This is a genomic window from Agrococcus beijingensis, from assembly GCF_030758955.1.
GTDB lineage: Bacteria > Actinomycetota > Actinomycetes > Actinomycetales > Microbacteriaceae > Agrococcus > Agrococcus beijingensis.
The window spans coordinates 1315765-1336740 of the sequence record NZ_CP132360.1; the positions used below are offsets into that span (position 1 = coordinate 1315765).

The window sequence follows — 20976 nt, forward strand, 5'->3', positions numbered from 1 at the left end:
CGATGGACGCGATCGGGTGGCTGCTCGAGGGAGACCCCGCGATCCGGTGGCAGGTGATGGCCGACCTGCTCGACGAGGATCCGGATGCGGTGGCCCGCGAACGCGCGCGCGTCGCCCGGGAGGGCTGGGGCGCGGCACTGCTGGCAGCCCGCGGCCCCGACGGGCAGTGGGCGGGCGGGGCGCACTTCCCGAAGGCCGAGCCGACGCTGCCCGGTCAGCCCTGGACCTCCACCGCCCACGTGCTCACCGAGCTGCGGCTGCTGGGCGCCGACCCGGCCGACGAGGCGGTGCGCGAGGCCGTGGCCGACGTGAAGCGGGTGACGCGCTGGGAGTACGACGACGAGCCGTTCTTCGAGGGCGAGGTGGAGCCGTGCATCAACGGCGCGCTGGTGACGAACGCGGTCTACTACGGCGAGGACGCCGCGCCGATCGTCGAGCGGCTGCTGGGGGAGCGGATGGCCGACGGCGGCTGGAACTGCGAGCAGGAGCAGGGCTCGGTGCGCTCGTCGTTCGACACCACCATCGCGGTGGTCGAGGCGCTCGCGGCCTACGAAGCCGTCAGCGACGACCCGCGCGTGCGCGAGGCTCGCGCGAGCGGCGAGCAGTACCTGCTCGAGCGCGACCTGCTGCGGCGCAAGTCGACCGGCGAGATCCCGAAGCCCAGCTACACCCAGCTGGCCTTCCCGCCCAGGCACGAGTACGACGCGCTGCGGGCGCTCGAACACTTCCGCGCGGTGGGCGCGATGCCCGAGGAGTCGATGCGTGAGGCGATCGACCTGCTGCACGCCAAGCGGCGCGACGACGGCACCTGGGCGCTCGACGTCAAGCACGGCGGCGACGCGGTGAACGACTACGGGCCGGTGGGGGAGCCGAACCGCTGGATCACGCTGAAGGCGCTGCGGGTGCTGCGCTGGGCGGGGCACTCGCTGCGCACGTGAGCCGCGGCGGCGGGCTCGCTCGCGGGCTCAGGCGGTCGCGACCGCGCCCGCGCGGCCGAGGGCGCTGCCGCGCAGCAGTGCGATCGCCGACACGATGCCGAGCAGCGCCAGGGAGGCGTAGGTGGAGACGAAGGTGCTCGAGCTGGTCGCACGGGGGCTGAGATCCGCCATTTGCGGCTCTTCGCCGTTGAGCGTGGGTAGCGGGTGACGCGCCGGAGCAGCAGCACCGGCGGCAGCGGGGCGCTGACCGGCGACCTCGGGACGACCCGAGCGGTCCTTGCGGGGGCGCTCCGAGCGAGCCGCACCGGCGCCGGCACCGTGGGCGCCCGAGCCTGCCAGACCGTCGCGACCGGCGCCGCGGCCGCGGCCACGGCCGCCGCCCGAGCGACCAGCACCCTGCGGCTGCTGGATCTCGTTGCCCGAGCCGGGGCCGCCGGGGACCGGCGCCACGTGGGGCGCGTACGGCCCTACAAGGGCGTCGACCGGGTCGGAGGAGGCGGTGACGATCTGCGCCTGCACCTGGATGCCGGCCTTGCGCAGCAGCGACATGGTGTCGCCGCGCTGCGAGGGGATCATGACGGTGACGACATCGCCCGCCGAGCCGGCGCGAGCCGTGCGGCCCGAGCGGTGCAGGTAGGCCTTGTGCTCCATGGGCGGGTCGACGTGCACCACGAGCTCGACGTTGTCGACGTGCACGCCGCGAGCAGCGACATCCGTCGCCACCAGCACGCGCACGGTGCCGTCGGAGAACTGCGCCAGGTTGCGGTCGCGGGCGTTCTGCGACAGGTTGCCGTGCAGGTCGACGGCGGGGATGCCGGATGCGGTGAGGTGCTTCGCGAGCTTCTTCGCCTGGTGCTTGGTGCGGGTGAAGAGGATGCGGCGGCCCTCGCCCGAGGCGAGGCGGCGCACGAGCAGGTTCTTGTCGTCGGCCGAGACCTCGAACAGGTGGTGCGTCATCGCGGCGACGGGCGAGTTCGCCTCGTCGACCGAGTGCATGACCTCGTTGGTGAGGAAGCGCTTGACGAGCTTGTCCACGCCGTTGTCGAGCGTGGCCGAGAACAGCAGGCGCTGGCCCGACTGCGGCGTCTTGTCGAGGATCTTCGTGACGACCGGCAGGAAGCCGAGGTCGGCCATGTGGTCGGCCTCGTCGATGACGGTCATTTCGATGGCCTGCAGCGAGGCGACGCCCTGCTTCATCAGGTCTTCGAGGCGGCCGGGGCAGGCGACGATGATGTCGACGCCGTTGCGCAGCGCGGTCTCCTGCGGGCGCTGCGAGACGCCGCCGAAGATGGTGGTGACGGTGAGGCCAGCGGCCTTCGCGAGCGGCGCGATCTCGGCCGCGATCTGGGTGGCGAGCTCGCGCGTCGGGGCCAGCACGAGGCCCAGAGGCAGGCCCTTGCGGCGGTTGCCGCCGGCCAGGTCGCCCGACAGGCGCGCGACGAGCGGGATCGAGAAGGCGAGGGTCTTGCCCGAGCCGGTCTTGCCGCGGCCCAGCACGTCGCGACCCGCGAGCGTGTCGGGCAGCGTGTCGGCCTGGATGGGGAAGGGGCTCTCGCGGTCCATCGTCTTCAGCGCGGCGACGAGCTTGGCGGGAACGCCGAGCTGCGCGAAGGTCGTGGTGGCCTCGGGGGCGGTGATGGTGTCAGTCAAGGTTGCTCTTTCTGTGAGCGGAGCGCGCGCATCCGAGACGCCCGCACACAGGTGCAGACGGGGTTTCTTGGGTGGATGCGTCGACGCAGTTCGGCGAGCGCGGCGGAGGCCGCGATCGTTCGCCGTGGAAGTTCATCGACGCGGCGCCTTCCTTCAGGAAGTCACGGCGGAGAGAGGAGCGTTCAACGACGCAGGCGAGCTGGCTTCAACGCCCTGCTCGCACAGTGCCCCCAGCGTAGCAGGCGGGGTCTGACATCACCTAGCACGATGTGCGCAGAGCCCGTCGCAGAGCCCCTCCGCACAGCCACGGGGTCTAGCGTCGGGCGGCATGGCGACGACCACAGTGACCCACCCCCTGCTGCCCGACGACACCCCCGCGTTCGTCGTGCACGGCTACGACTTCGGCGCGCGCATCTGGCGCCGGGCCGGCTCCGCCGCCGCCCGCGCTGTGCCGCTGCGGCTGCTCGGCCGCGACTCGGTGCTGGTGCGCGGCCGCGAGGGCGTCGAGCTCTTCTACGACGAGGGGCGGATGCGTCGCCACGGCGCGATGCCCGCGTTCGTCCAGGAGGTGCTCTTCGGGCACGGCTCGGTGCACTCCCTCGACGGCGCAGCCCACCGCCACCGCAAGGCGACCTTCCTCGACGTCGCCTACGAGAACGCGCAGGTCGAGCGGCTGCTGCCGCACCTCGAGCGCGAGTGGCGCTCGGAGGTCGACGCGTGGCTCTCGGGCGGCACCCGTTCGGCGTACGACGCCGCGGTGGGGGCGCTCGGCCGCGCGATCATGCGCTGGGCGGGGCTGCCCGGCACCGCCGACGCGAAGACCCGCTGGGCCGCGCGCGAGGCGCAGATCGTCGACGGCTTCGGCGTCCCCTACTCGCCCGAGTTCGCGCTCGCCGGGCTCAACCGCTGGTGGAGCGACCGCCACGCGCGCGCGCTGATCGAGGCGGTGCGCGCGGGCACGCTCCACGCGGCCGAGGGCACGGCGCTCCACGAGTGGGCGTGGCACCGCGATCCCGACGGGCAGCTGCTCGACCCCAGGCTCGCCGGCATCGAGCTGCAGAACGTGCTGCGGCCGACGATCGCGGTCGCACGCTTCGTGGCATTCGCGGCGAAGGAGCTGCACGAGCGGCCGGAGTGGCGCGAGCGCATCGCCGCGGAGACCGCCGAGCGCGGTCGCCTCACGGCCGGGCCGCTGGCGACCGCGTTCGCGCAGGAGGTGCGGCGCACCGCACCGTTCGTGCCGATGCTGCCGGCGCAGGCGATCGTCGACGTCGAGCTCGACGGCGAGCACCTGCCGGCAGGCGGCCGCGTCTTCATCGACATTCTCGGCACTGACACCGACGAGCGGTCCTGGGAGCGGGCGGCCGAGTTCGACCCGGAGCGGTTCGTCGGCGCCGACGACTACGAGTCGATTCCCGCGTTCATCCCGCACGGCGGGGGCAGCCCGGCGACCGGCCACCGCTGCCCGGGCGAGAAGATCGCGATCGCCGGGCTCGCCGCGGCCATCGCCGCGCTGAGCGACCCGCGACTGGCGATCAGCGGCGAGCGGCTGGGGGTGAACCGGCGCCGCCTGCCCACCAAGCCCGCTTCCGGCGGCGTGGTGCGCCCCGCATCCGTCGCTCGCTGCCCCTTCCACTGACCCCGGCCGTCCGCCGACGCCCGACCGCACCGCTCCTCCCGCACCGCTCCTCCCGCACAGCTTCTCCCGCACAACGCAAGCCCGCGCACACGATCCCGCGGCATGCGGCCGCGATCCGGCGCAGCTTCCGCGGATCGCGGCCGGCGGGCTTGCGTCGTGCTGCGCCTCGGCGGTGCAGAGCGGCGTCAGCGCTCTGCACCCGGTCGGGTCAGCGCTCGTCGGGCTCGTCGTCGAGCAGCTCGGCGTCGACCGGCTGCTCGTCGAGGTCGTCGACGTCGTCGACGGTGTCGGCGTCGAACGACCACTGCGCGAGCCGCTCGGCGCCGGCCGGCCCGACCCACAGGCCCGAGCCGGAGGGCGCCACGTCGACCACCACCGTGTCGCCGTCTCGCACCTCGCCCGCGAGCAGCGCCCGAGCGAGGCGGTCGTCGATCTCCCGCTGCATGAGCCTGCGCAGGGGGCGCGCGCCGTACATGGGGTCGTAGCCGCGCTCCCCCAGCCACTGGCGTGCCGCATCCGTCACCTCGACCGTGAGCCTGCGCTCGCGGAGGCGACGGTCGAGCCCCAGCACCTGGATGTCGACGATCGCGCCGAGCTCGGCCTGCGAGAGCGCGTCGAAGATGACGATGTCGTCGAGGCGGTTCACGAACTCGGGCTTGAAGGCCGCTCGCACCGCGCCCATCACCTGCTCGCGCGCCTGCGCGGTCGGCACGGTCGGGTCGGTGAGGAAGCCTGAGCCGAGGTTCGAGGTGAGGATGAGGATGGTGTTGCGGAAGTCGACCGTGCGGCCCTGCCCGTCGGTGAGCCGGCCGTCGTCGAGCACCTGCAGCAGCAGGTCGAAGACCTCGGGGTGGGCCTTCTCGACCTCGTCCATGAGGATCACCGAGTACGGGCGGCGGCGCACGGCCTCGGTGAGCTGCCCGCCCTGCTCGTAGCCGATGTAGCCGGGAGGGGCGCCGACGAGCCGGGCGACCGAGTGCTTCTCGCCGTACTCCGACATGTCGATGCGCACGAGCGCCTTCTCGTCGTCGAACAGCAGCTCGGCGAGCGCCTTCGCGAGCTCGGTCTTGCCGACGCCGGTGGGGCCGAGGAAGAGGAACGAGCCGGTGGGCTTGTCGGGATCCGAGACGCCCGCGCGGGTGCGGCGCACCGCATCCGACACCGCGGCCACGGCCTCGCGCTGCCCCACGACGCGGTGGGCGAGCTCGCCCTCGAGCGCGAGCAGCTTCTCGGTCTCGCCCTGCAGCAGCCGGCCGACGGGGATGCCTGTCCAGGCGGCGACCACCGAGGCGATGTCGTCGGCGGTCACCTGGTCGCCGACCATGCGGGCGCCGGCCTCGGCGGCGGTGGCCTCGGCCTGCTTCAGCTGCTGCTCGACGCCCGGGATCTCGCCGTAGAGCAGCCGCGAGGCGCGCTCGAGGTCGCCCTCGCGCTGCGCGCGCTCGGCGCGGCTGCGCAGCTCGTCGAGCGATTCGCGCAGCCCACCGATGCGGTTGAGGCTCGCGCGCTCGGCCTGCCAGCGCTGGTCGAGCCCGGCGAGCTCGGCGCGCTGCGTCTCGAGCGTCTGCTCGAGCTGCGCGAGGCGCTCCTTCGAGGCGTCGTCCTTCTCGCGCTTGAGCGCCAGCCGCTCGATCTCCATGCGGTCGACAGTGCGGCGCAGCTGGTCGATCTCGGTGGGCGCCGAGTCGATCTCCATGCGCAGGCGGCTCGCGGCCTCGTCGATCAGGTCGATCGCCTTGTCGGGCAGCTGGCGCGCGGTGATGTAGCGGTTCGAGAGGGATGCGGCTGCGACGAGTGCGCTGTCGGCGATCGTGACCTTGTGGTGCGCCTCGTACCGCTCCTTGAGGCCGCGCAGGATCGCGACGGTGTCCTCGACGCTCGGCTCGCCCACGTACACCTGCTGGAAGCGCCGCTCCATCGCGGCGTCCTTCTCGATGAACTCGCGGTACTCGTCGAGCGTGGTCGCGCCGATGAGGCGCAGCTCGCCGCGCGCGAGCATGGGCTTCAGCATGTTGCTGGCGCCCTGGCTGCCCTCGGCGGCGCCGGCGCCCATGATGATGTGCAGCTCGTCGATGAAGGTGACGATGCGACCCTCGGCCTTGGCGATCTCGGCGAGCACGTTCTTCATGCGCTCCTCGAAGTCGCCGCGGTACTTGCTGCCGGCGATCATCGCGTTGACGTCGAGCGAGACGATCGACTTGCCCTTCAGGCTCTCGGGCACGTCGCCGGCGACGATGCGCTGCGCGAGGCCCTCGACGACGGCGGTCTTGCCGACGCCGGGCTCGCCGATGAGCACCGGGTTGTTCTTGGTGCGGCGCGAGAGCACCTGGCTGATGCGGCGGATCTCGCTGTCGCGACCGATGACGGGGTCGAGCTTGCCCGCCCGCGCGATCGCCGTCAGGTCGGTGCCGAACTGCTCCAGCGCCGACTGCTCGTCGCCCTGACCGGGCATCATGCCGCCCATCCGTGCCATCTGCTCCCCCATCGATCAAACTTGAGTGGTGTTGACTCAAGTTTACTCCGGATGCTGGATGTTGGCTAGGAGCATGGCGCACGACGGCGGGTGGCGGCGAGGAAGGCTGGACGCCGCCTAGGAAAACCGGGCGGCCTCGGCGAGGAGGCCGATACTGGGGTACAGCAGCGCCGGATCCGGCGCTCGATCGAGCACGACGACGTGAGCGATGTGAGGAGATCGACATGACCACCACCGGCCCGAACGACTCCGTTCCCCGAAGCCAGCCGTACACCTCCGATGCTGAACGGCGGAGCACGCCAGACGACCTGAACGATCGCAGGCACGGCGCGGGCGACCGCGACCGAGACGGCGTGCCCGACGACCGCGAGCGGCAGCGGGCGCTCGGCGACCGCGACGGCGACGGCGTGGCCGATGTGCGCGAGCGCCGGGTCGCCGACGACCGGCTCCGCGACGACCGCTTGGGGTTCGACCCGCGCCACGACCGCGAGCTGGTCGTCGCCCGCGAGCGCGAGCGCTTCGGCGGCGTCAAGGTCGGCGCCGCCTTCTTCGGCTGGCTCACCGCCACCGGCGCCGTGGTGCTGCTCACTGCGCTCGCCGCGGCGATCGCGGCGCTCATCGCGACGCTCACGGGCGGCATCGACGACGCGGTCGAGGACGCGCAGCAGAACCTGCAGTCCACCGGCATCTGGGGCATCGTCATCCTGCTGGCCATCTGGTCCGTCGCCTACTACTGCGGCGGGTACGTCGCCGGGCGCATGGCGCGCTTCGACGGCGCGAAGCAGGGCGTCGCGGTGTGGGCGTGGGCGGTCGTGATCGCCATCATCGCCGCGCTGATCGGCCTGGTGGCCGGGCAGAACTTCGCGCTCCCGCCGGGCTCGATGCCCACCCTGCCGCTGCCCGAGGACCAGGCGACCACCGCCACGATCATCTCTGCCGTGGTCGTCGCGATCGTCGCGCTCGTCGGCGCCGTGCTGGGCGGTCTCGCCGGCATGCGCTTCCACCGCCGCGTCGACCGGGCGGGCTTCGAGGTCGACGCGACCGACGAGCGCCGATAGGGGCGACCCACCGCATCCGCCCGGTACGCCCTCTGTTCGAGCGCGTGCCGGGCGGAGCCACGTCGACCTGCAGCACGCCGCTGTCGAAGCCGCGCTCCGGAGCGGCCGACCACGCCCCGGCTAGGATCGCGATGATCGCTGGGGCACCCGCTCCATCGCCCTGATGCCGCCGAGCCGCGGGAGCACACATGTCGACCAGCACGACGAAGGCCTCGCCCATCCGCCGATTGCTGCTCGTCGGCCGCGCCGTGATCGCCTTCGCGATCCTCGCCGCGATCGTCGGGCAGCTCATCACCAGCGTCACCTTCTGGACGGCGCGCGGCGACGCGTCGATCGCGCTCGACCTCGCCAACTTCTTCAGCTTCTTCACCATCGAGTCGAACGTGCTGGCGATGGTGGTGCTCGCCGTGCTCGTCGCCGCGCAGCTCGGGCGGCCCCGCATCGGTCGCCGCTTCGACGTGCTGCTGCTGTGCGCCGCCACGTACATGGTCGTCACCGGCATCGTCTACAACACGCTCCTGCGCGGCATCGAGCTGCCGCAGGGCGCGACCCTCGGCTGGTCGAACGAGGTGCTGCACCTCATCGCGCCGCTGTGGATGCTGATCGACTGGCTGCTGAGCTCGGGCAAGCGCGACCTGCGCTTCGGCGACATCGGCATCGTCGCGGTGTTCCCCGTCGTGTGGCTCGCCTACACGCTGCTGCGCGGACCCTTCACCCTCGACCAGGCGAGCGGCCGCGACTGGTGGTACCCCTATCCGTTCCTCGACCCGGCGACCCATGCCAACGGCTACGCCGGCGTCGCCATGATGGGCGCGATCGTCGCCGCGACGGTGCTGCTCGCGGCGTCGGGCATGATCGCGATCTCGCGCGCGCAGCGCCGGCGGGCGACCGAAGCGGCGCCCGTGGGCGCCTGACGGGGGCGAGCCGACGCATCCCGCCGACAGCGCTTCTTCGACGACGAGGGGATCGCTCGCTCCGGCGACGGGGCCTGCTCGCGTGCCGCTACAGCCGTTTGGCCAGCGCCTCGGCGGCGCGCTGCAGCCGCCAGTCGAGGCTCGGCTCGGTCGGGGCGCCGGACGGTGCGAGCGCGACCGAGCGCGAGGTGTCCCCGACCTGCAGGTCGAGCGACGCCGCAGCATCCGGATCCCACGCCGCAGGCGCGTGCACCGCGACCCGAACGGGCGTGCCGCGCCAGTGCAGGATGTGGATGGCCGAGGTCGTCTCGAGCTCGACCGGAGCGCCCCAGGGCACGTCGTGCGCGACCTCGGCGTCGGCGGGCAGCACGGTCAGCCACTGCAGGTTGGTCGCGACGCTGTCGACCAGCGCGGCGGTCACCGCGCCGCGATCGACGCCGGGCTGGATGCCCAGCAGCGCGACGCGAACGCGCACGGGCGTGCCGCCGACGACGCGCGTCGCGCTCACGAGCACGGTGCGCCCGTGCGCGTAAAGATTGCCGGTCTTGCCGCTGTCGATGCCCGCCGAGCCGAGCGCCTCGTTGGTGTTCTCGATCAGCCCGATCCGCGGCAGCGTGGCCGTGGCCGTGCCGCTGATCTCCCGCAGGGCGGGCCGCGCATCGACGGCATCCATGAGGTCGAGGAGGCCGGCGGTCGTCGCGACGCCGCGGGCGCTGAGGCCGGTCGCGTCGGCGACCTCGAGCCCCACGATGCCCTGTTCGTCGAGCCATGCTCCGGCGGCCGCGAGGTAGCCGTCGTGGCTGCCCCACGCCCAGTCGGCGAGCGTCATCGTCGCGTTGGAGGCACTGATGAGCATCGCAGCCTCGAGCAGCTGGCGCTGCGTCAGCACGTCGCCGACGGCCACGGGCAGCACCGAGGCGCCCTGCCGGACACCAGCGGCGAGGTGGGCCACGTCGCGCTCGCTGAGCGTGATCGACGGCCCGGCCTCACCCGGTGCCAAGGGGCGCGCATCCAGCAGCACGGCAGCGAAGAGCAGCTTCGCGACGCTCGCCATGGGTCGCGATCCCGTGTCGCCGGCGAAGCCCGTCGCACCCTCGATGCCCTCGACCTCGAAGGCCGCAGCCGCGACGCCCGCGGGCCAGTCCACCGTCGCCTGCCCGATCTCGGTCTCGATCTGCTCGACGCTCAGCGTCGCCGAAGGGGGCGCGGCGCTCGCGACGGTCACCGCGCCCACCCCAGCGACGCCGAGGGCCATCGCCGTGACGCTCGCGAGCGCGAAGCGGGCGCGCCGCGCGCGTCGTGGACGTCGCGCGCCCGAGGTCGCGATCGTCGACCTGTGCTCGAGGGGCTCGATGCTCGGCCTGCCTTCCGGTGGCTTCGCGCGCGCGAGGGGCGCTCGCTGTGATATGGGAACACGCGATCGTCGCCCGGCATTCCGCGCCGCACAGTCCTCTGCGGCCACTCGCGCGCCCGCGCACTCACCGCCTGCGACCGACCTCGCGGCGCCCCACGACGCATCCGCCCGCCATCATTACGCTGGCGGAGTGAGCGACCTCCACACCACGCAGCTCGGCGAGCAGGGCTTGCCCGTCGTCTTCTGCCACGGGCTGTTCGGGCAGGGCAAGAACTGGACGCAGATCGGCAAGGCGCTGAGCGCTCGGCATCGCGTGACGCTCGTCGACATGCCCAACCACGGGCGCTCGCCGTGGACGGAGCGGCTCGACTACGTCGAGATGGCGGATGCGGTGGCGGGCGTCATCGACGAGCCCGCGACGCTCGTCGGTCACTCGATGGGCGGCAAGGCGGCGATGCTCACCGCGCTGCGGCATCCCGACAAGGTCGCGCGGCTGTGCGTCGTCGACGTCTCCCCGGTGCAGTACCGCGAGAGCGACGAGTTCCGCGGCTTCATCGACGCGATGCTCGCGATCGACCTGGCGGCGCTCGGCTCGCGCGGCGAGGCGGATGCGGCGCTGGCCGAGGCGGTGCCGGACCCGGGCGTGCGCGCCTTCCTGATGACCAACCTGCGCCACGAGCGGGGTGCGGAAGGCGACGACGGCTGGCGCTGGCTGCCCAACCTCGAGGTGCTGCGGCGCGACCTGTCGACGCTGCGCGGCTGGCCCGAGACCGACGCGGTCTACGAGGGGCCGGTGCTGTGGATCGCGGGCGCCGAGTCGCGCTACGTGCGCGACGAGTTCCGGGAGGCGATGGAGGCGCGCTTCCCGCACGTGCGGCGGGTCACCGTGAAGGGCGCCGGGCACTGGGTGCACTCGTCGCAGCCGGCGATCGTGACGGCGCTGCTCGAGCGCTTCCTCGGCGACGGGGCCTGATCTTCAGCGAGCTTTGAGGTCGTTTTTAGCACTCTCCAGGTGAGAGTGCCAATACTGGAGGCGTCCCTCGGGGCCCCGCCTCGGTGGACTGCCAGAACACTTCGGCCGCCGCGCAGGGCGGCGGCCCGGCGTGAGGAGGTGGTTGTTCGTGGCACTGACCTTCGACCCGTTCCGCGAGATGGACCGCATGGCGGCACGACTGCTGACCGGCAGCGGCGGCTCCGCAGGCTCCAGCTGGATGCCGATGGACCTCTACCGCTCTGACGACCACTACGTGGTGCACGTCGACCTGCCCGGCATCGATCCGGGCTCGATCGACCTCGGCGTCGATGCCGGCACGCTGACGATCCAGGCCGAGCGCACGATCGGCGGCGGCGACCAGCGGCAGTGGATCGCGCAGGAGCGGCCCGCCGGCCGCTACATCCGGCAGCTGAGCCTCGGCTCCGACGTCGACCTCGACGCCATCGAGGCCTCGTACGAGCACGGCGTGCTCACGCTCACGATCCCGGTCGCCGAGCGCGCGAAGCCGCGCAAGATCGAGGTGCAGCAGGGCGGCGGCCGCACGCAGATCGACGCCGGCAGCGGCTCGAGTTCGGGCGAGGGCTCGAACGCCCGGGCCCAGGCGGGCTCGACGAGCTGACGCGGCACGCCGCGAGCGCAGGCGGTGCAGGCCCAACGGGCCGGCACCGCCTCTGTGCGTACGGCGCAGGCTCCGGTCAGCGGCTCCAGACTCCGTCGAGCGCGAGGAACGCGGTCGAGCGCGGCGGCTCGGCGGTCTCGTCGACGCGCGGCTCGCCGGCGAGCGCGACCCCGTCGAGCTCGATCGAGCCGCGCCGGCACGGCAGCAGCCGCAGCGCCAGGCTGTGCTCGACGCCGTCGAGCTCGAGCTCGTCGGTCGCGACGGCCCGCTCGCCCAGCACGTCGTCGATGCGCACCTCGATGCCGACCGCCCGCGCCACGAGCCCGGACTCCGACAGCTCGACCGCGACCTCGTCGGTGCGCACGTCGACCTGCGACCAGTCGAGCCCCGCGGCCTCGGGCAGGTGCCGCACGAAGCGGCCCGACAGCCACGACGTCAGGCCCGGGTCGATGCCGATCACCCGCACGAGCCCCGCGTGCCAGAGGATCAGCGCCGTGCCCGACCCCATCGGCGACTCGTCGACGCGCCAGACCGACGCGAGCGTCACCGTCTCGTCGCCGTCGAGCAGCTGCACCGTCGGGTTCGCGCCGCGGAGGATGGGGGTTCTGGGGGTCTCGGTCACTCCCACGACGCTACTCGGATGCGTCGGGTCCGGTCGCCACCGCAGCACCGGTCGCGACCGTGGTCGCTGGGCGCCCTCCGCTCGCGAAGCGGGCGCCCGGCCCGCTCACGATGCGGGCGCGAGGCCCCGCGTCCGGCAGAATGCTCCTCATGCCTGACGCCGCCGAGCCCCTCGCGAAGGTCGTGCTCATCGGCGGCGCGTCGGGCTCCGGCAAGTCGCGCATCGCCGAGCTGAGCGGCTTGCCGATCCTCCGCCTCGACGACTTCTACCGCGAGGGCGACGACCCCGCCCTCCCCCGCCTCGACAGCGGCGAGGCCGACTGGGATCACCCCGCATCGTGGCACCGCGACCGCGCGCTCGACGCGCTCGAGCAGCTCGCGCGCACCGGCCGCACGGCCGCACCGGTCTACGACATCTCCCGCAGCGCATCCGCCGGCACCCACGAGGTGACGCTCGGCGGCGCCACCCGCTTCGTGGCGGAGGGCATCTTCGTCGCCGAGGTGGTGGCCGAGGCGCGCCGCCGCGGCATCCTCGCCGAAGCGCTGTGCGTGCGCCGCTCGCGCTGGGTGACGATGGGCCTGCGCTTCGCCCGCGACCTGCGCGAGCACCGCAAGAGCCCGGCGTTCCTGGTGAAGCGCGGGCTGATCCTCGCGGGCCGCGAGCCGGCGATCGTCAAGGCGCTGACGGATGCGGGGTGCCGGCCCGTGCGCGTGCGCACCGCCACGCGCATGCTCGCCCGCGCCCGCTGAGGCGGCGGCCGGCCCACCCTGCCCCCAGCGGGGCCCGCCCCAGCCGCGGCCGCGGCCGCGGCTGCCCCGCACTTCGACGCACAACGCAAGCCGCCGGCCCGGATCTCGGGGGATCCGGGCCGGGCGGCCCTCGTTCGCCGCGGAACACGGTCGACGGGCTTGCGTTGTGCGGAGGCGCCTGCGCAGCGCCGCGCCGCTACTCGTAGCGGAGCGCCTCGATCGGCTGCAGCGACGACGCGCGGCGGGCCGGCAGCGTGCCGGCGAGGAACGCGATGCCCATCACGACGGCCATGATCAGCGCGATCGACAGCGGCTCGAAGCGCACGATCTCGAGGCCGGGCAGCTCGGCGAAGAGCCCCTGCGCGAGGATCGGGCTGACGGTCACCCCGAGCAGGATCGCGACCCCCGCGCCGAGCGCGCTGCCGAGGAAGCCGATGAAGACGGCCTCCATCGAGAACAGCCCGAACACCTTGCCCGAGCGCATGCCCATCGCCTTCATCAGGCCGATCTCGCGGGTGCGCTCCTGCACGCTCATCAGCAGCGTGTTGACGATGCCGAAGCCCGCCGCCAGCAGCGCGATGACCGCGAAGGCGTTGAGGATGCCGGTGACCACGTCGATCACGGTCTTGAACGTGCCGATCTGGTCGGCGACCGTCATGCCCGAGAAGCCCTCGGCCAGCAGGTCGTCCTTGATCGCCGCGATCTGCTCCGGGGTCGAGGCAGGGTCGATCGAGGCGTTCACCGCCAGGTAGACCGGCGACACATCGCCGACCATGCCCGTCTGCTGCGCTTCGCGCACGGCATCCGCGAGCGCCAGGTTGGTCTCGGCGCCCAGCTCGAGCAGGCCGGGGTTCATGACCCCGACGACGACCGCACCGACCTCGTGGTGCGAGCCCACGGCATCCGTCACCCCGAGGGTGCCCGTCTCGCCGATCATGGCGCCGGCGTCGGCGAAGCCCAGCGCGTCGACGTAGTCGAGGGGCAGCTGCACCTGGGGCTCGGCCACGTCGGCGACCGCGGTGCCCGCGGCCAGGTCGGGCACGAACGCGCCCGTGGCGAGGTCGAGCGGCAGCTGGTACTGCTCGGAGCCGCCCGCCTCGATGTAGTCGACCTGCAGCGAGATCATCGGCGTCACCTCGGTGATGCCGGCGACACCCGCGATGGCGTCGAGGTCGGACTCGTTCATGCCTCCCGGCACGAACCCGGGAGGGCCGTCGACCGCGGCGGCGCCGCCGGTCGCCCGCTCCGGGTCGTAGAGCGACGGGCCGTCGTCGACCGGGCCGTCCTCGGGCGCGGCCGTCACGGAGAGCACGCCGGGGGCGCCGATCGCGCCGACCTGGCTGTCGATGAAGCTCGACACACCGGCGCCGATGGCGCTGGTGATCGTGAGGGTGAACGCTCCGATGAAGATGGCGATCACCGTCAGCGAGGTGCGCAGCTTGCTGCGGAACGTGTTCTGCACCGCCGAGGCGATGACGTCGCGGGCCCTCATGCCGTCACCTCCACGAGCTCGGGCGCGATCTCGAGGCCGTCGCGCAGGTGGATCTGCCGGTCGCAGCGGGCCGCGAGCTCCTCGTCGTGCGTGACGATCACGAGCGTGATCCCCTGGGTGCGGTTGAGGTCGAAGAGGATGTCCTCGACCGTGCGGCCGGTGACGGAGTCGAGGTTGCCGGTCGGCTCGTCGGCGAAGATCACCTTCGGCTCGGTGATGAGCGCCCGGGCGATCACGGCCCGCTGCTTCTGCCCGCCCGAGAGCGCGGTGGCGCGGTTGCCCGCCTTGTCGTCGAGCTCGAGCGCGCGGAGCGCCGCCATGCCGCGCTCGGTGCGCTCGCGCTTGCCGAGCCCTGCGATCTTGAGCGGCAGCACGACGTTCTCGAGCACGGTCGCGTCGGGCACGAGGAAGAACTGCTGGAAGACGAAGCCGAAGTCCTCGTTGCGCAGGCGGTGGATCGCTGCCGTGCCGAGGCCGGTCGCGTCGGTGCCGTCGATCGCGAGGCTGCCGGCGTCGGGGGCGTCGAGCAGGGCGAGGATGTGCATGAGGGTCGACTTGCCCGAGCCGCTCTTGCCGATGATGGCGAGCGACTCACCGCGCTGCACCTGCAGCGTCACGCCCTTCAGCGCGTCGAACCGGCTGTCGCCGGAGCCGTAGGACTTGTGGATGTTCTGTGCATCGAGCACGAGGTCGGGCATGGCCGCTCCTGGTTGGGGGGAGTCGCGGAACTCGCGACGACTTGATCCTGCTCCTGCGGCATCTGCCGGGGCAGGGGGTTGACCGGAGGGTTATCCCCCGGTTCACCGCCGCGGGCCGGCTCGGGAGCCGCCACTCGAACGCCGGAAGCGCCAGTCAGACGCGGGACGCGCCAGTCAGGTGCGGGAGGCGCCAGTCAGGTGCGGGAGGCGCCGCTCAGGTGCGGGAGGCGCCAGTCAGGTGCGGGAGGCGCCAGTCAGACGCGGGAGGCGCCACTCGACGGGCAGGCGGGGCGGGGCGGGCGGGGGGTCAGGCGGAGTCGCCGTCGCGCTCGTCGACCATCTGCTCCTTNGCTCAGGTGCGGGAGGCGCCAGTCAGGTGCGGGAGGCGCCAGTCAGGCGCGGGAGGCGCCGCTCAGGTGCGGGAGGCGCCAGTCAGGCGCGGGAGGCGCCGCTCAGGTGCGGGAGGCGCCAGTCAGGTGCGGGAGGCGCCAGTCAGACGCGGGAGGCGCCACTCGACGGGCAGGCGGGGCGGGGCGGGCGGGGGGTCAGGCGGAGTCGCCGTCGCGCTCGTCGACCATCTGCTCCTTGCCGTCGATCACCGCGAAGGTCGCCGTGGTGAACGGCGTCGGCACGAGCGTCATCGCGACGCACCCGTTCGTGGCGACCCGCGCATCCAGCACCTGGAACCCCGTCGGGCCGGCGCCCTCGAACACCCGCTTGCCCGAGCCGATCACCTTCGGCACCACGATCAGCCGCAGCTCGTCGATGAGCGACTCGGCCAGCAGTGTCTGCAGCAGCTGCCACGAGCCGTGCACCTGCAGCTCGCCCTCGCCTGCCGCCTTCAGGTCGCGGATGCGCTGCGGCACGTCGGTGGAGAACACCGACGCCGTGTGCTCCCACGGGGCGTCGCCGGCCGACAGCGTGCCCGAGACGACGTGCTTCGGCATCGCGTTCAGCCGCGCCGCCACCAGGTCGTCGGGATCGGTGACCTGCGGCCAGTAGTCGGCCATCATGTCGTAGGTGGTGCGGCCGAACAGCAGCGCATCGGTCTTCTTGAACCAGCCGTCCACGGTCTCGGCGACCACGTCGTCGAAGATCGTGGCACCCCATCCGCCCCACCGGAAGCCGCCCGAGGTGTCCTCCTCGGCACCGCCCGGACCCTGCATGACGCCGTCGAGCGTCATGAACTCGTGCGCGACCAGTCGCATCCGTCCTCCTCGTCGAGGCAGCGGCGCGCTCCTGGGCGCGCGCCGCGGCAGGTTCGAGCATGCTCGCGCGCCACGGCAGCCGCAAGGGGTGCGCCGCGACGCGCGCGCTCTGCGAGGCGTCTATGCGATTACTCCCGGTCGAAGGTCGGTCGTCGCGGGACCGGCTGCGACGGGGAGGGTTCGAGGCCACTTCCAGGCGGAGCGCAGGATGAAGGCGAGCAGGATCACTTCCAGCCCGAGGCCGAGCACGTAGAAGGACATCCACTCCTGGCCGACCTGGCCCACGGCGTTGAAGGCCGCGAAGGGGATCTGCACGGAGGCGGCGACGAGGTTGGTGATGCGATTGGCCCGGGCGGGCAACGCCATCGAGAGCACGATCATGGCGATCGGGATCGCCAGCAGCGTCAGCGCCGTGATCGCCCAGGTCGGGGTGATGTCGAACTGCCAGACGACGCCGGCGAGGATGTCGTCGACGACGCCGGGCTTGTAGAAGGCGAGGATGTCGACGTAGGCGTAGAGGAGCACGAGGCTCGTCCACGCTGCGGCGAGCTTGGCCTGCACGGGGATCGTGGGGCTCTCGAGCAGGCTGGGGGTCTTCGATCGGATGGTCATCGCTGCTTCCTTCGAGTGGAGCGGTCCGTCCGCCGGATCGGCGATCGGTCTGTGCGGTCATGCGGATGGGTCGAGTCGTTCTCGTCGGTCGTCGCGTCGGCGGGGAGGTCGACCGCTCGAGCGCGCAGCAGCCGCATGCCGGTCACCAGCAGCCACACGAGCCAGGCCGCGACGCCGGGCAGCCCCACGAACAGGAGCGCCGAGCCGTCCGCGATCGCGAAGCTGGCCAGCCCGGCGGCGAGCAGCAGCGCTCCCCCGGCCACGCCGAGCACGCGCTGCCATGGCGGCGCGAGCCGGCTGGCATGCGCCGCCAGCGCAGCGCCGATGAAGGTGGTGCCGAGCGCCGGCAGCGCGAGCGCGAACGCCGCTGCGTGCAGCTGCCAGACGAGCTCGAACAGCGGGCTCGGCTCGGCGAGGTCGCGGGCGGCCAGCACGGTGCCGATCCACAGGACGCTGTAGAGCGCGAAGACCGCCGAGAGCACCGCAGCGGCCGCGACCGCGAGGCGCGACCAGTCCGCACCCGCACCCCCGCGACGCGCGACGAGCCCGTGGAGGCCGGTCACGAACCCGAGCAGCAGCGGCACGTGCAGCGCCTCCTGGCCGACCGCGATCGCGACCACGACCGGGTTCTGCGCGTGCCAGGCGAGCACCTCCTCGATCGGGTCGCCGTAGCCGGGAGGGCCCGTCGCTGCGAACATCCCGTTCTGGATCGCCATCGACGTCGCGAGCGCGATCGCCGTCACGCCGACGACCCGCAGCGTCGCCAGCCCGGGCGGGCTCGCCCCCGGCTCCACCGGCGCCTCGCCGTTCCATCGCTGTTCGATTCCCACGGAATCCTCCTGGCCCTAGACAGTTCGTACACCGTACGTCGTACGCTGTACGAGACACTATTGTCGTACGCTGTACTGGTGTCAAGCATTCGAGCGGGCGAGGAGAGACCGGTGCCAGCGAAGCGGCAACGCAAGGTCGCATCAGACTCGGGCCTGAGCAAGCGACGGGTGGTGGCCGAGGCCATCCGGCTGGCCGACGACGAGGGCGCCGACGGATTGAGCATGCGTCGGCTGGCCAGCGAGCTCGGCGCAGGCGCGATGTCGCTCTACCACTACGTGGCGGGCAAGGAGGAGCTGCTGGACGCCATGGTCGACGTCGTGTTCGACGAGATCGAGCTCCCGCCCGAAGGGACCGACTGGCAGTCGGCGATGCGACGACGAGCGGCATCCGCCCGACAGGTGCTCGCACGTCACCCCTGGGCGATCGGCCTGATGGAGTCGCGGACCTCGGCCGGGCCCGCGAACCTCCGCCACCACGAGGCGGTCACCGCCTGCCTGCGGAAGGCTGGCTTCCCCGTGCTGATGGCGACGCACGCCAACTGGCTGCTCGACAGCTATGTGTACGGCTTCGCGCTGCAGGAGGCGAGCCTGCCGTTCGACACCGCAGAGGAGCTCGCGGGCATGGTCGAGGGCATCTATCTGCCCCAGCTTCCTCCTGACGAGTTCCCCTACCTCAACGAGTCTGCCGCGGCGCTCGCCGCCGCCGGCTTCGACCCGGCGGCGCAGTTCGACTTCGGCCTCGACCTCGTGCTGGCCGCCCTCGAGCCCCTGCGAGCCGCTGCGTAGCGACGATCGCTGGCGGCTCGCCACGCGATCCGAGAATCAGGAGGTCGGCCCAGGTCTGCCTCAGGCGGTCAGCAGCCGCACGAGGTCGGTGCGCGGGATCTGCATCGCAGACGGCAGTGCCGGATCGATCAGCACGCCGTCGACGTGCGTCATCGCCTGCAGCAGCGACAGCAGCATCTCGTGCGACAGCAGCATCGGCTCGCCCTCCAGGCCGAACGCCCGCCACGACGCCATGTCGAGGAACACCGGCAGCAGCCGACGGTCGCCGTCGACCGCGATGCGCGGCTGCGCGCCGTCGACCGGGATCGCGACCGAGGTGCGCCGCAGGCCGAGCACGACCGCGACCTCGTCGCCGGCGGTGAGCCCGGCCCGCACGAGCGCGACCGCGTCACCGCTACCGCCACCGTTCGGTGCGGCCGAAGGGATCGTCATGGGGCTCCGTTCCTCCGCGCCAGAGGACGGGCCGACCGGCTGCGCCGGCCCGCCAGCTGCCGCGGCCCGGCGCGCCTGACGGCGCGCGATCGCCAGCCAGGTCACGGGCCCGGCCGCCCAGCCGATCAGCGTCGCGGAGGCGATCGAGAGCACCACCCAGATCGCGGCCACGATCCAGAAGGCGACCACGCCGGTCAGCAGCGTCACGAGACCCAGCAGCAGGCTCGACAGGCCAGAGAGCACCGCCTGGATCGCGGTGCCGAGCAGGGCACCGCGCGCCGTGACCGCGCCCGCTCCCGCGACGCCGGCCCGACGCATCCGCCCCGCCGAGAGGTGCGTGCCGAGCCAGATCGAGCCGCCCGCGACGAGCAGCAGAGCCAGCACGATCGGCAGCGCCCACCAGAGGTCGGGGCGCTCAGCCCAGGCCACGACCTCGCGGCCCCAGTCGGCCTGGCCGAGCAGATCGATGATCGCCGCGCGCACGATGAGCAGCACGATGCCGACGACCACGAGCCCCCACAGCAGCGCCGCGCCGCCCGCGACGAACGACATGCCGATCGCTCCCGCCGAGCGCACCGCGGCACGCTGCGCGGCATCGAGCGGGTCGAGCCGGGGCGTCCGGGGCCCGCGGCGGCTCATGCGCCGGCGGCCGGGGCCGAGCGCGGGGCACCGCGCAGCGCCACCTGCGCGAGCTCCTCCTCGTCGCGGGCGCGAGCCGCGGCCTCCTCAGCCGCAGCGAGCGCCCGGAAGTCGACGGGCGGGCGCGCGGTGGTGAGGAACATCCAGCCGAAGGCCATGCCGACGAGGCCGGTGAGCAGCACCGCCATCGCCAGCAGCCCGAACAGGGTCGACCACATCGAGCCGACCGTCAGCGACGACGAGCTGCTCGCGAGGAGGCTTCCGACGCCGAACAGGAGCGCACCCGGCCAGTAGACGACGCCGAACACGCCGGTCGCCGCCGTCGTGCACAGCCACGCCAGCCACGCCGAGCGGTGCGGCTTCGCCAGCCCGGCCGACCTCGCCCAGAAGGCGCTGAGCACCCAGCCGAGCGCGAGCACCATGCCGCCGATCAGGGCGCCGATGATCACGGTCGCCCAGACCCGGTCGGGCGTCGTCCAGAGCGCCACGACCGACGTGAAGGAGTCGGCGTCGATGTCGGTGACGGAGTCGCCGGAGAGGTGCAGCAGGAACGCGAAGCCCACCACGAGCACGAACGCCGTCAGCAGGTGCGTGGCCAGCGCCATGACGGTCTGGCCGATCCAAGAGCTGAGCAGCGCGACACGCTTCTGCTTGCTGCTCCAGGTGACGCGGGGCATGGGCAGGAGCATGGGCATCGGCGGCGCATAGCCGCCGGGGGCGTACGGGCCCAGCGCGTACGGACCCTGTGGGTACGCACCCTGCGAATACGGGCCCGGGATGGGCGGGGCGTAGGTCGGGAGCTGCGGGTACGGATGCTGCGGGTGCGGTCCGGGCGGATACGGCCCCTGCGGATACGGTCCCGGACCCTGCCCCGCCGGATCCGCCACGACCGGCTGCCCGTAGGGCGCCCCGCCGTAGACCATTCCGTAGGGCCCCGGCTGCCACTGCGGCGGCACGAAGCGCGACGGCATCGAGGCGGCGATCGCCGGGCGCATGCCGGGCGGCAGCGCCGCTCCCCCGGACGACCCGGCGCCGGGGTTCGCGACCATCTGCATGACCGGCGGACCGAGCGCGGCGCGCTCGCGACGCATCCGCGCCCGCTCCTGTGCCCGACTCTCGATGGCCGTCGTCGGCACGAGCGCATCGCGTGCCGGCGCCGAGTCCGGCCGGAGCGCCTTCGCTCGACCCGCCGCAGCCGCGCGTGCGGCAGCATCGCCGGGCACCGGGGTGTCGGTGCCCGGCGGCGGCGGCGCAGCGGGATCGGTCATG

General features: G+C 72.9%; 19 protein-coding genes. 8 read left to right on the forward strand and 11 right to left on the reverse strand.

From position 1 onward, the window contains the following. Nucleotides 1-2: 2 nt before the first annotated feature. Nucleotides 3-938, forward strand: coding sequence for a prenyltransferase/squalene oxidase repeat-containing protein (locus tag Q9250_RS06300; protein ID WP_306233737.1), 936 nt, complete (start codon nt 3-5; stop codon nt 936-938). Between the two features lie 27 nt (nt 939-965). On the opposite strand, the gene Q9250_RS06305 is transcribed toward Q9250_RS06300, so the two are convergent. Continuing rightward, a complete protein-coding gene (locus tag Q9250_RS06305; RefSeq protein ID WP_306233931.1) occupies nt 966-2501 on the reverse strand; it encodes a DEAD/DEAH box helicase in 1536 nt (511 codons plus the stop codon). Nucleotides 2502-2916: 415 nt separating this feature from the next. On the opposite strand from Q9250_RS06305, the gene Q9250_RS06310 reads away from it, so the two are divergent. Beyond that, a complete protein-coding gene (locus Q9250_RS06310; RefSeq protein WP_306233738.1) occupies nt 2917-4227 on the forward strand; it encodes a cytochrome P450 in 1311 nt (436 codons plus the stop codon). 208 nt (nt 4228-4435) lie between these two features. Here the strand turns inward: Q9250_RS06310 and Q9250_RS06315 are convergent, their stop codons facing one another. Further along, entirely contained in the window at nt 4436-6700 is a 2265-nt protein-coding gene (locus Q9250_RS06315) for an ATP-dependent Clp protease ATP-binding subunit (protein WP_422665098.1), read from the reverse strand. A gap of 224 nt (nt 6701-6924) precedes the next feature. On the opposite strand from Q9250_RS06315, the gene Q9250_RS06320 reads away from it, so the two are divergent. Both Q9250_RS06320 and Q9250_RS06325 read left to right on the forward strand, forming a co-directional pair. Continuing rightward, the gene (locus Q9250_RS06320; RefSeq protein WP_306233740.1) at nt 6925-7758 is read left to right on the forward strand and encodes a YrzE family protein; all 834 of its coding nucleotides are present in this window, start codon (nt 6925-6927) and stop codon (nt 7756-7758) included. A gap of 188 nt (nt 7759-7946) precedes the next feature. Further along, nucleotides 7947-8672 (forward strand): Pr6Pr family membrane protein, encoded by a 726-nt coding sequence (locus Q9250_RS06325; protein ID WP_306233741.1) that lies wholly within the window; start codon nt 7947-7949, stop codon nt 8670-8672. Nucleotides 8673-8760: 88 nt separating this feature from the next. Here the strand turns inward: Q9250_RS06325 and Q9250_RS06330 are convergent, their stop codons facing one another. Next, nucleotides 8761-9927, reverse strand: a complete 1167-nt coding sequence (locus tag Q9250_RS06330; protein WP_306233742.1) for a D-alanyl-D-alanine carboxypeptidase family protein — start codon at nt 9925-9927, stop codon at nt 8761-8763. A 289-nt stretch (nt 9928-10216) separates the two neighbouring features. Between Q9250_RS06330 and Q9250_RS06335 the strand changes: the two genes are divergently transcribed. Together Q9250_RS06335 and Q9250_RS06340 are read left to right on the forward strand one after the other, a co-directional pair. Then, nucleotides 10217-10999 carry an alpha/beta fold hydrolase gene (locus Q9250_RS06335; RefSeq protein ID WP_306233743.1) on the forward strand — a complete coding sequence of 261 codons (783 nt, stop codon included), beginning with the start codon at nt 10217-10219 and terminating at the stop codon, nt 10997-10999. Nucleotides 11000-11147: 148 nt separating this feature from the next. After that, nucleotides 11148-11639, forward strand: a complete 492-nt coding sequence (locus Q9250_RS06340) for an Hsp20/alpha crystallin family protein (protein ID WP_306233744.1) — start codon at nt 11148-11150, stop codon at nt 11637-11639. A gap of 76 nt (nt 11640-11715) precedes the next feature. Here Q9250_RS06340 and Q9250_RS06345 read toward each other — a convergent pair whose 3' ends face one another. Then, nucleotides 11716-12261: a hypothetical protein gene (locus Q9250_RS06345; protein WP_306233745.1), complete on the reverse strand. Its 546-nt coding sequence runs from the start codon at nt 12259-12261 to the stop codon at nt 11716-11718. 149 nt (nt 12262-12410) lie between these two features. On the opposite strand from Q9250_RS06345, the gene Q9250_RS06350 reads away from it, so the two are divergent. Then, the gene (locus tag Q9250_RS06350) at nt 12411-13010 is read left to right on the forward strand and encodes an ATP-binding protein (RefSeq protein WP_306233746.1); all 600 of its coding nucleotides are present in this window, start codon (nt 12411-12413) and stop codon (nt 13008-13010) included. Nucleotides 13011-13206: 196 nt separating this feature from the next. Here Q9250_RS06350 and Q9250_RS06355 read toward each other — a convergent pair whose 3' ends face one another. From Q9250_RS06355 to Q9250_RS06375, 5 genes are all read right to left on the reverse strand, one after another. Then, nucleotides 13207-14502 (reverse strand): ABC transporter permease, encoded by a 1296-nt coding sequence (locus Q9250_RS06355; RefSeq protein ID WP_306233747.1) that lies wholly within the window; start codon nt 14500-14502, stop codon nt 13207-13209. Continuing rightward, nucleotides 14499-15200, reverse strand: coding sequence for an ABC transporter ATP-binding protein (locus tag Q9250_RS06360; protein ID WP_306233748.1), 702 nt, complete (start codon nt 15198-15200; stop codon nt 14499-14501). The genes Q9250_RS06355 and Q9250_RS06360 overlap by 4 nt, the downstream gene beginning before the upstream one ends. Before the next feature lie 545 nt (nt 15201-15745). After that, nucleotides 15746-16408, reverse strand: a complete 663-nt coding sequence (locus tag Q9250_RS06365) for a dihydrofolate reductase family protein (protein ID WP_306233749.1) — start codon at nt 16406-16408, stop codon at nt 15746-15748. 120 nt (nt 16409-16528) lie between these two features. Then, entirely contained in the window at nt 16529-17020 is a 492-nt protein-coding gene (locus tag Q9250_RS06370; protein ID WP_306233750.1) for a DUF6326 family protein, read from the reverse strand. After that, entirely contained in the window at nt 17017-17850 is an 834-nt protein-coding gene (locus Q9250_RS06375) for a hypothetical protein (RefSeq protein ID WP_306233751.1), read from the reverse strand. Before Q9250_RS06375 ends, Q9250_RS06370 begins: the two co-directional genes overlap by 4 nt. Nucleotides 17851-17961: 111 nt before the next feature. Between Q9250_RS06375 and Q9250_RS06380 the strand changes: the two genes are divergently transcribed. Then, the gene (locus Q9250_RS06380) at nt 17962-18636 is read left to right on the forward strand and encodes a TetR/AcrR family transcriptional regulator (RefSeq protein ID WP_306233752.1); all 675 of its coding nucleotides are present in this window, start codon (nt 17962-17964) and stop codon (nt 18634-18636) included. Between the two features lie 60 nt (nt 18637-18696). On the opposite strand, the gene Q9250_RS06385 is transcribed toward Q9250_RS06380, so the two are convergent. Beyond that, the gene (locus Q9250_RS06385) at nt 18697-19644 is read right to left on the reverse strand and encodes a hypothetical protein (RefSeq protein WP_306233753.1); all 948 of its coding nucleotides are present in this window, start codon (nt 19642-19644) and stop codon (nt 18697-18699) included. A 59-nt stretch (nt 19645-19703) separates the two neighbouring features. Further along, a complete protein-coding gene (locus tag Q9250_RS06390; protein WP_306233754.1) occupies nt 19704-20975 on the reverse strand; it encodes a hypothetical protein in 1272 nt (423 codons plus the stop codon). Nucleotide 20976: the final 1 nt, after the last annotated feature.

Excerpts from the sequence above, each read along its gene's own strand:
- Q9250_RS06300 (WP_306233737.1), top strand. The coding sequence starts at position 3 with ATGGACGCGATCGGGTGGCTGCTCGAGGGAGACCCCGCGATCCGGTGG.
- Q9250_RS06305 (WP_306233931.1), bottom strand. The coding sequence starts at position 2,501 with ATGGACCGCGAGAGCCCCTTCCCCATCCAGGCCGACACGCTGCCCGAC.
- Q9250_RS06310 (WP_306233738.1), top strand. The coding sequence starts at position 2,917 with ATGGCGACGACCACAGTGACCCACCCCCTGCTGCCCGACGACACCCCC.
- Q9250_RS06315 (WP_422665098.1), bottom strand. The coding sequence starts at position 6,700 with ATGGCACGGATGGGCGGCATGATGCCCGGTCAGGGCGACGAGCAGTCG.
- Q9250_RS06320 (WP_306233740.1), top strand. The coding sequence starts at position 6,925 with ATGACCACCACCGGCCCGAACGACTCCGTTCCCCGAAGCCAGCCGTAC.
- Q9250_RS06325 (WP_306233741.1), top strand. The coding sequence starts at position 7,947 with ATGTCGACCAGCACGACGAAGGCCTCGCCCATCCGCCGATTGCTGCTC.
- Q9250_RS06330 (WP_306233742.1), bottom strand. The coding sequence starts at position 9,927 with ATGGCCCTCGGCGTCGCTGGGGTGGGCGCGGTGACCGTCGCGAGCGCC.
- Q9250_RS06350 (WP_306233746.1), top strand. The coding sequence starts at position 12,411 with ATGCCTGACGCCGCCGAGCCCCTCGCGAAGGTCGTGCTCATCGGCGGC.
- Q9250_RS06355 (WP_306233747.1), bottom strand. The coding sequence starts at position 14,502 with ATGAGGGCCCGCGACGTCATCGCCTCGGCGGTGCAGAACACGTTCCGC.
- Q9250_RS06360 (WP_306233748.1), bottom strand. The coding sequence starts at position 15,200 with ATGCCCGACCTCGTGCTCGATGCACAGAACATCCACAAGTCCTACGGC.
- Q9250_RS06365 (WP_306233749.1), bottom strand. The coding sequence starts at position 16,408 with ATGCGACTGGTCGCGCACGAGTTCATGACGCTCGACGGCGTCATGCAG.
- Q9250_RS06370 (WP_306233750.1), bottom strand. The coding sequence starts at position 17,020 with ATGACCATCCGATCGAAGACCCCCAGCCTGCTCGAGAGCCCCACGATC.
- Q9250_RS06390 (WP_306233754.1), bottom strand. The coding sequence starts at position 20,975 with ATGACCGATCCCGCTGCGCCGCCGCCGCCGGGCACCGACACCCCGGTG.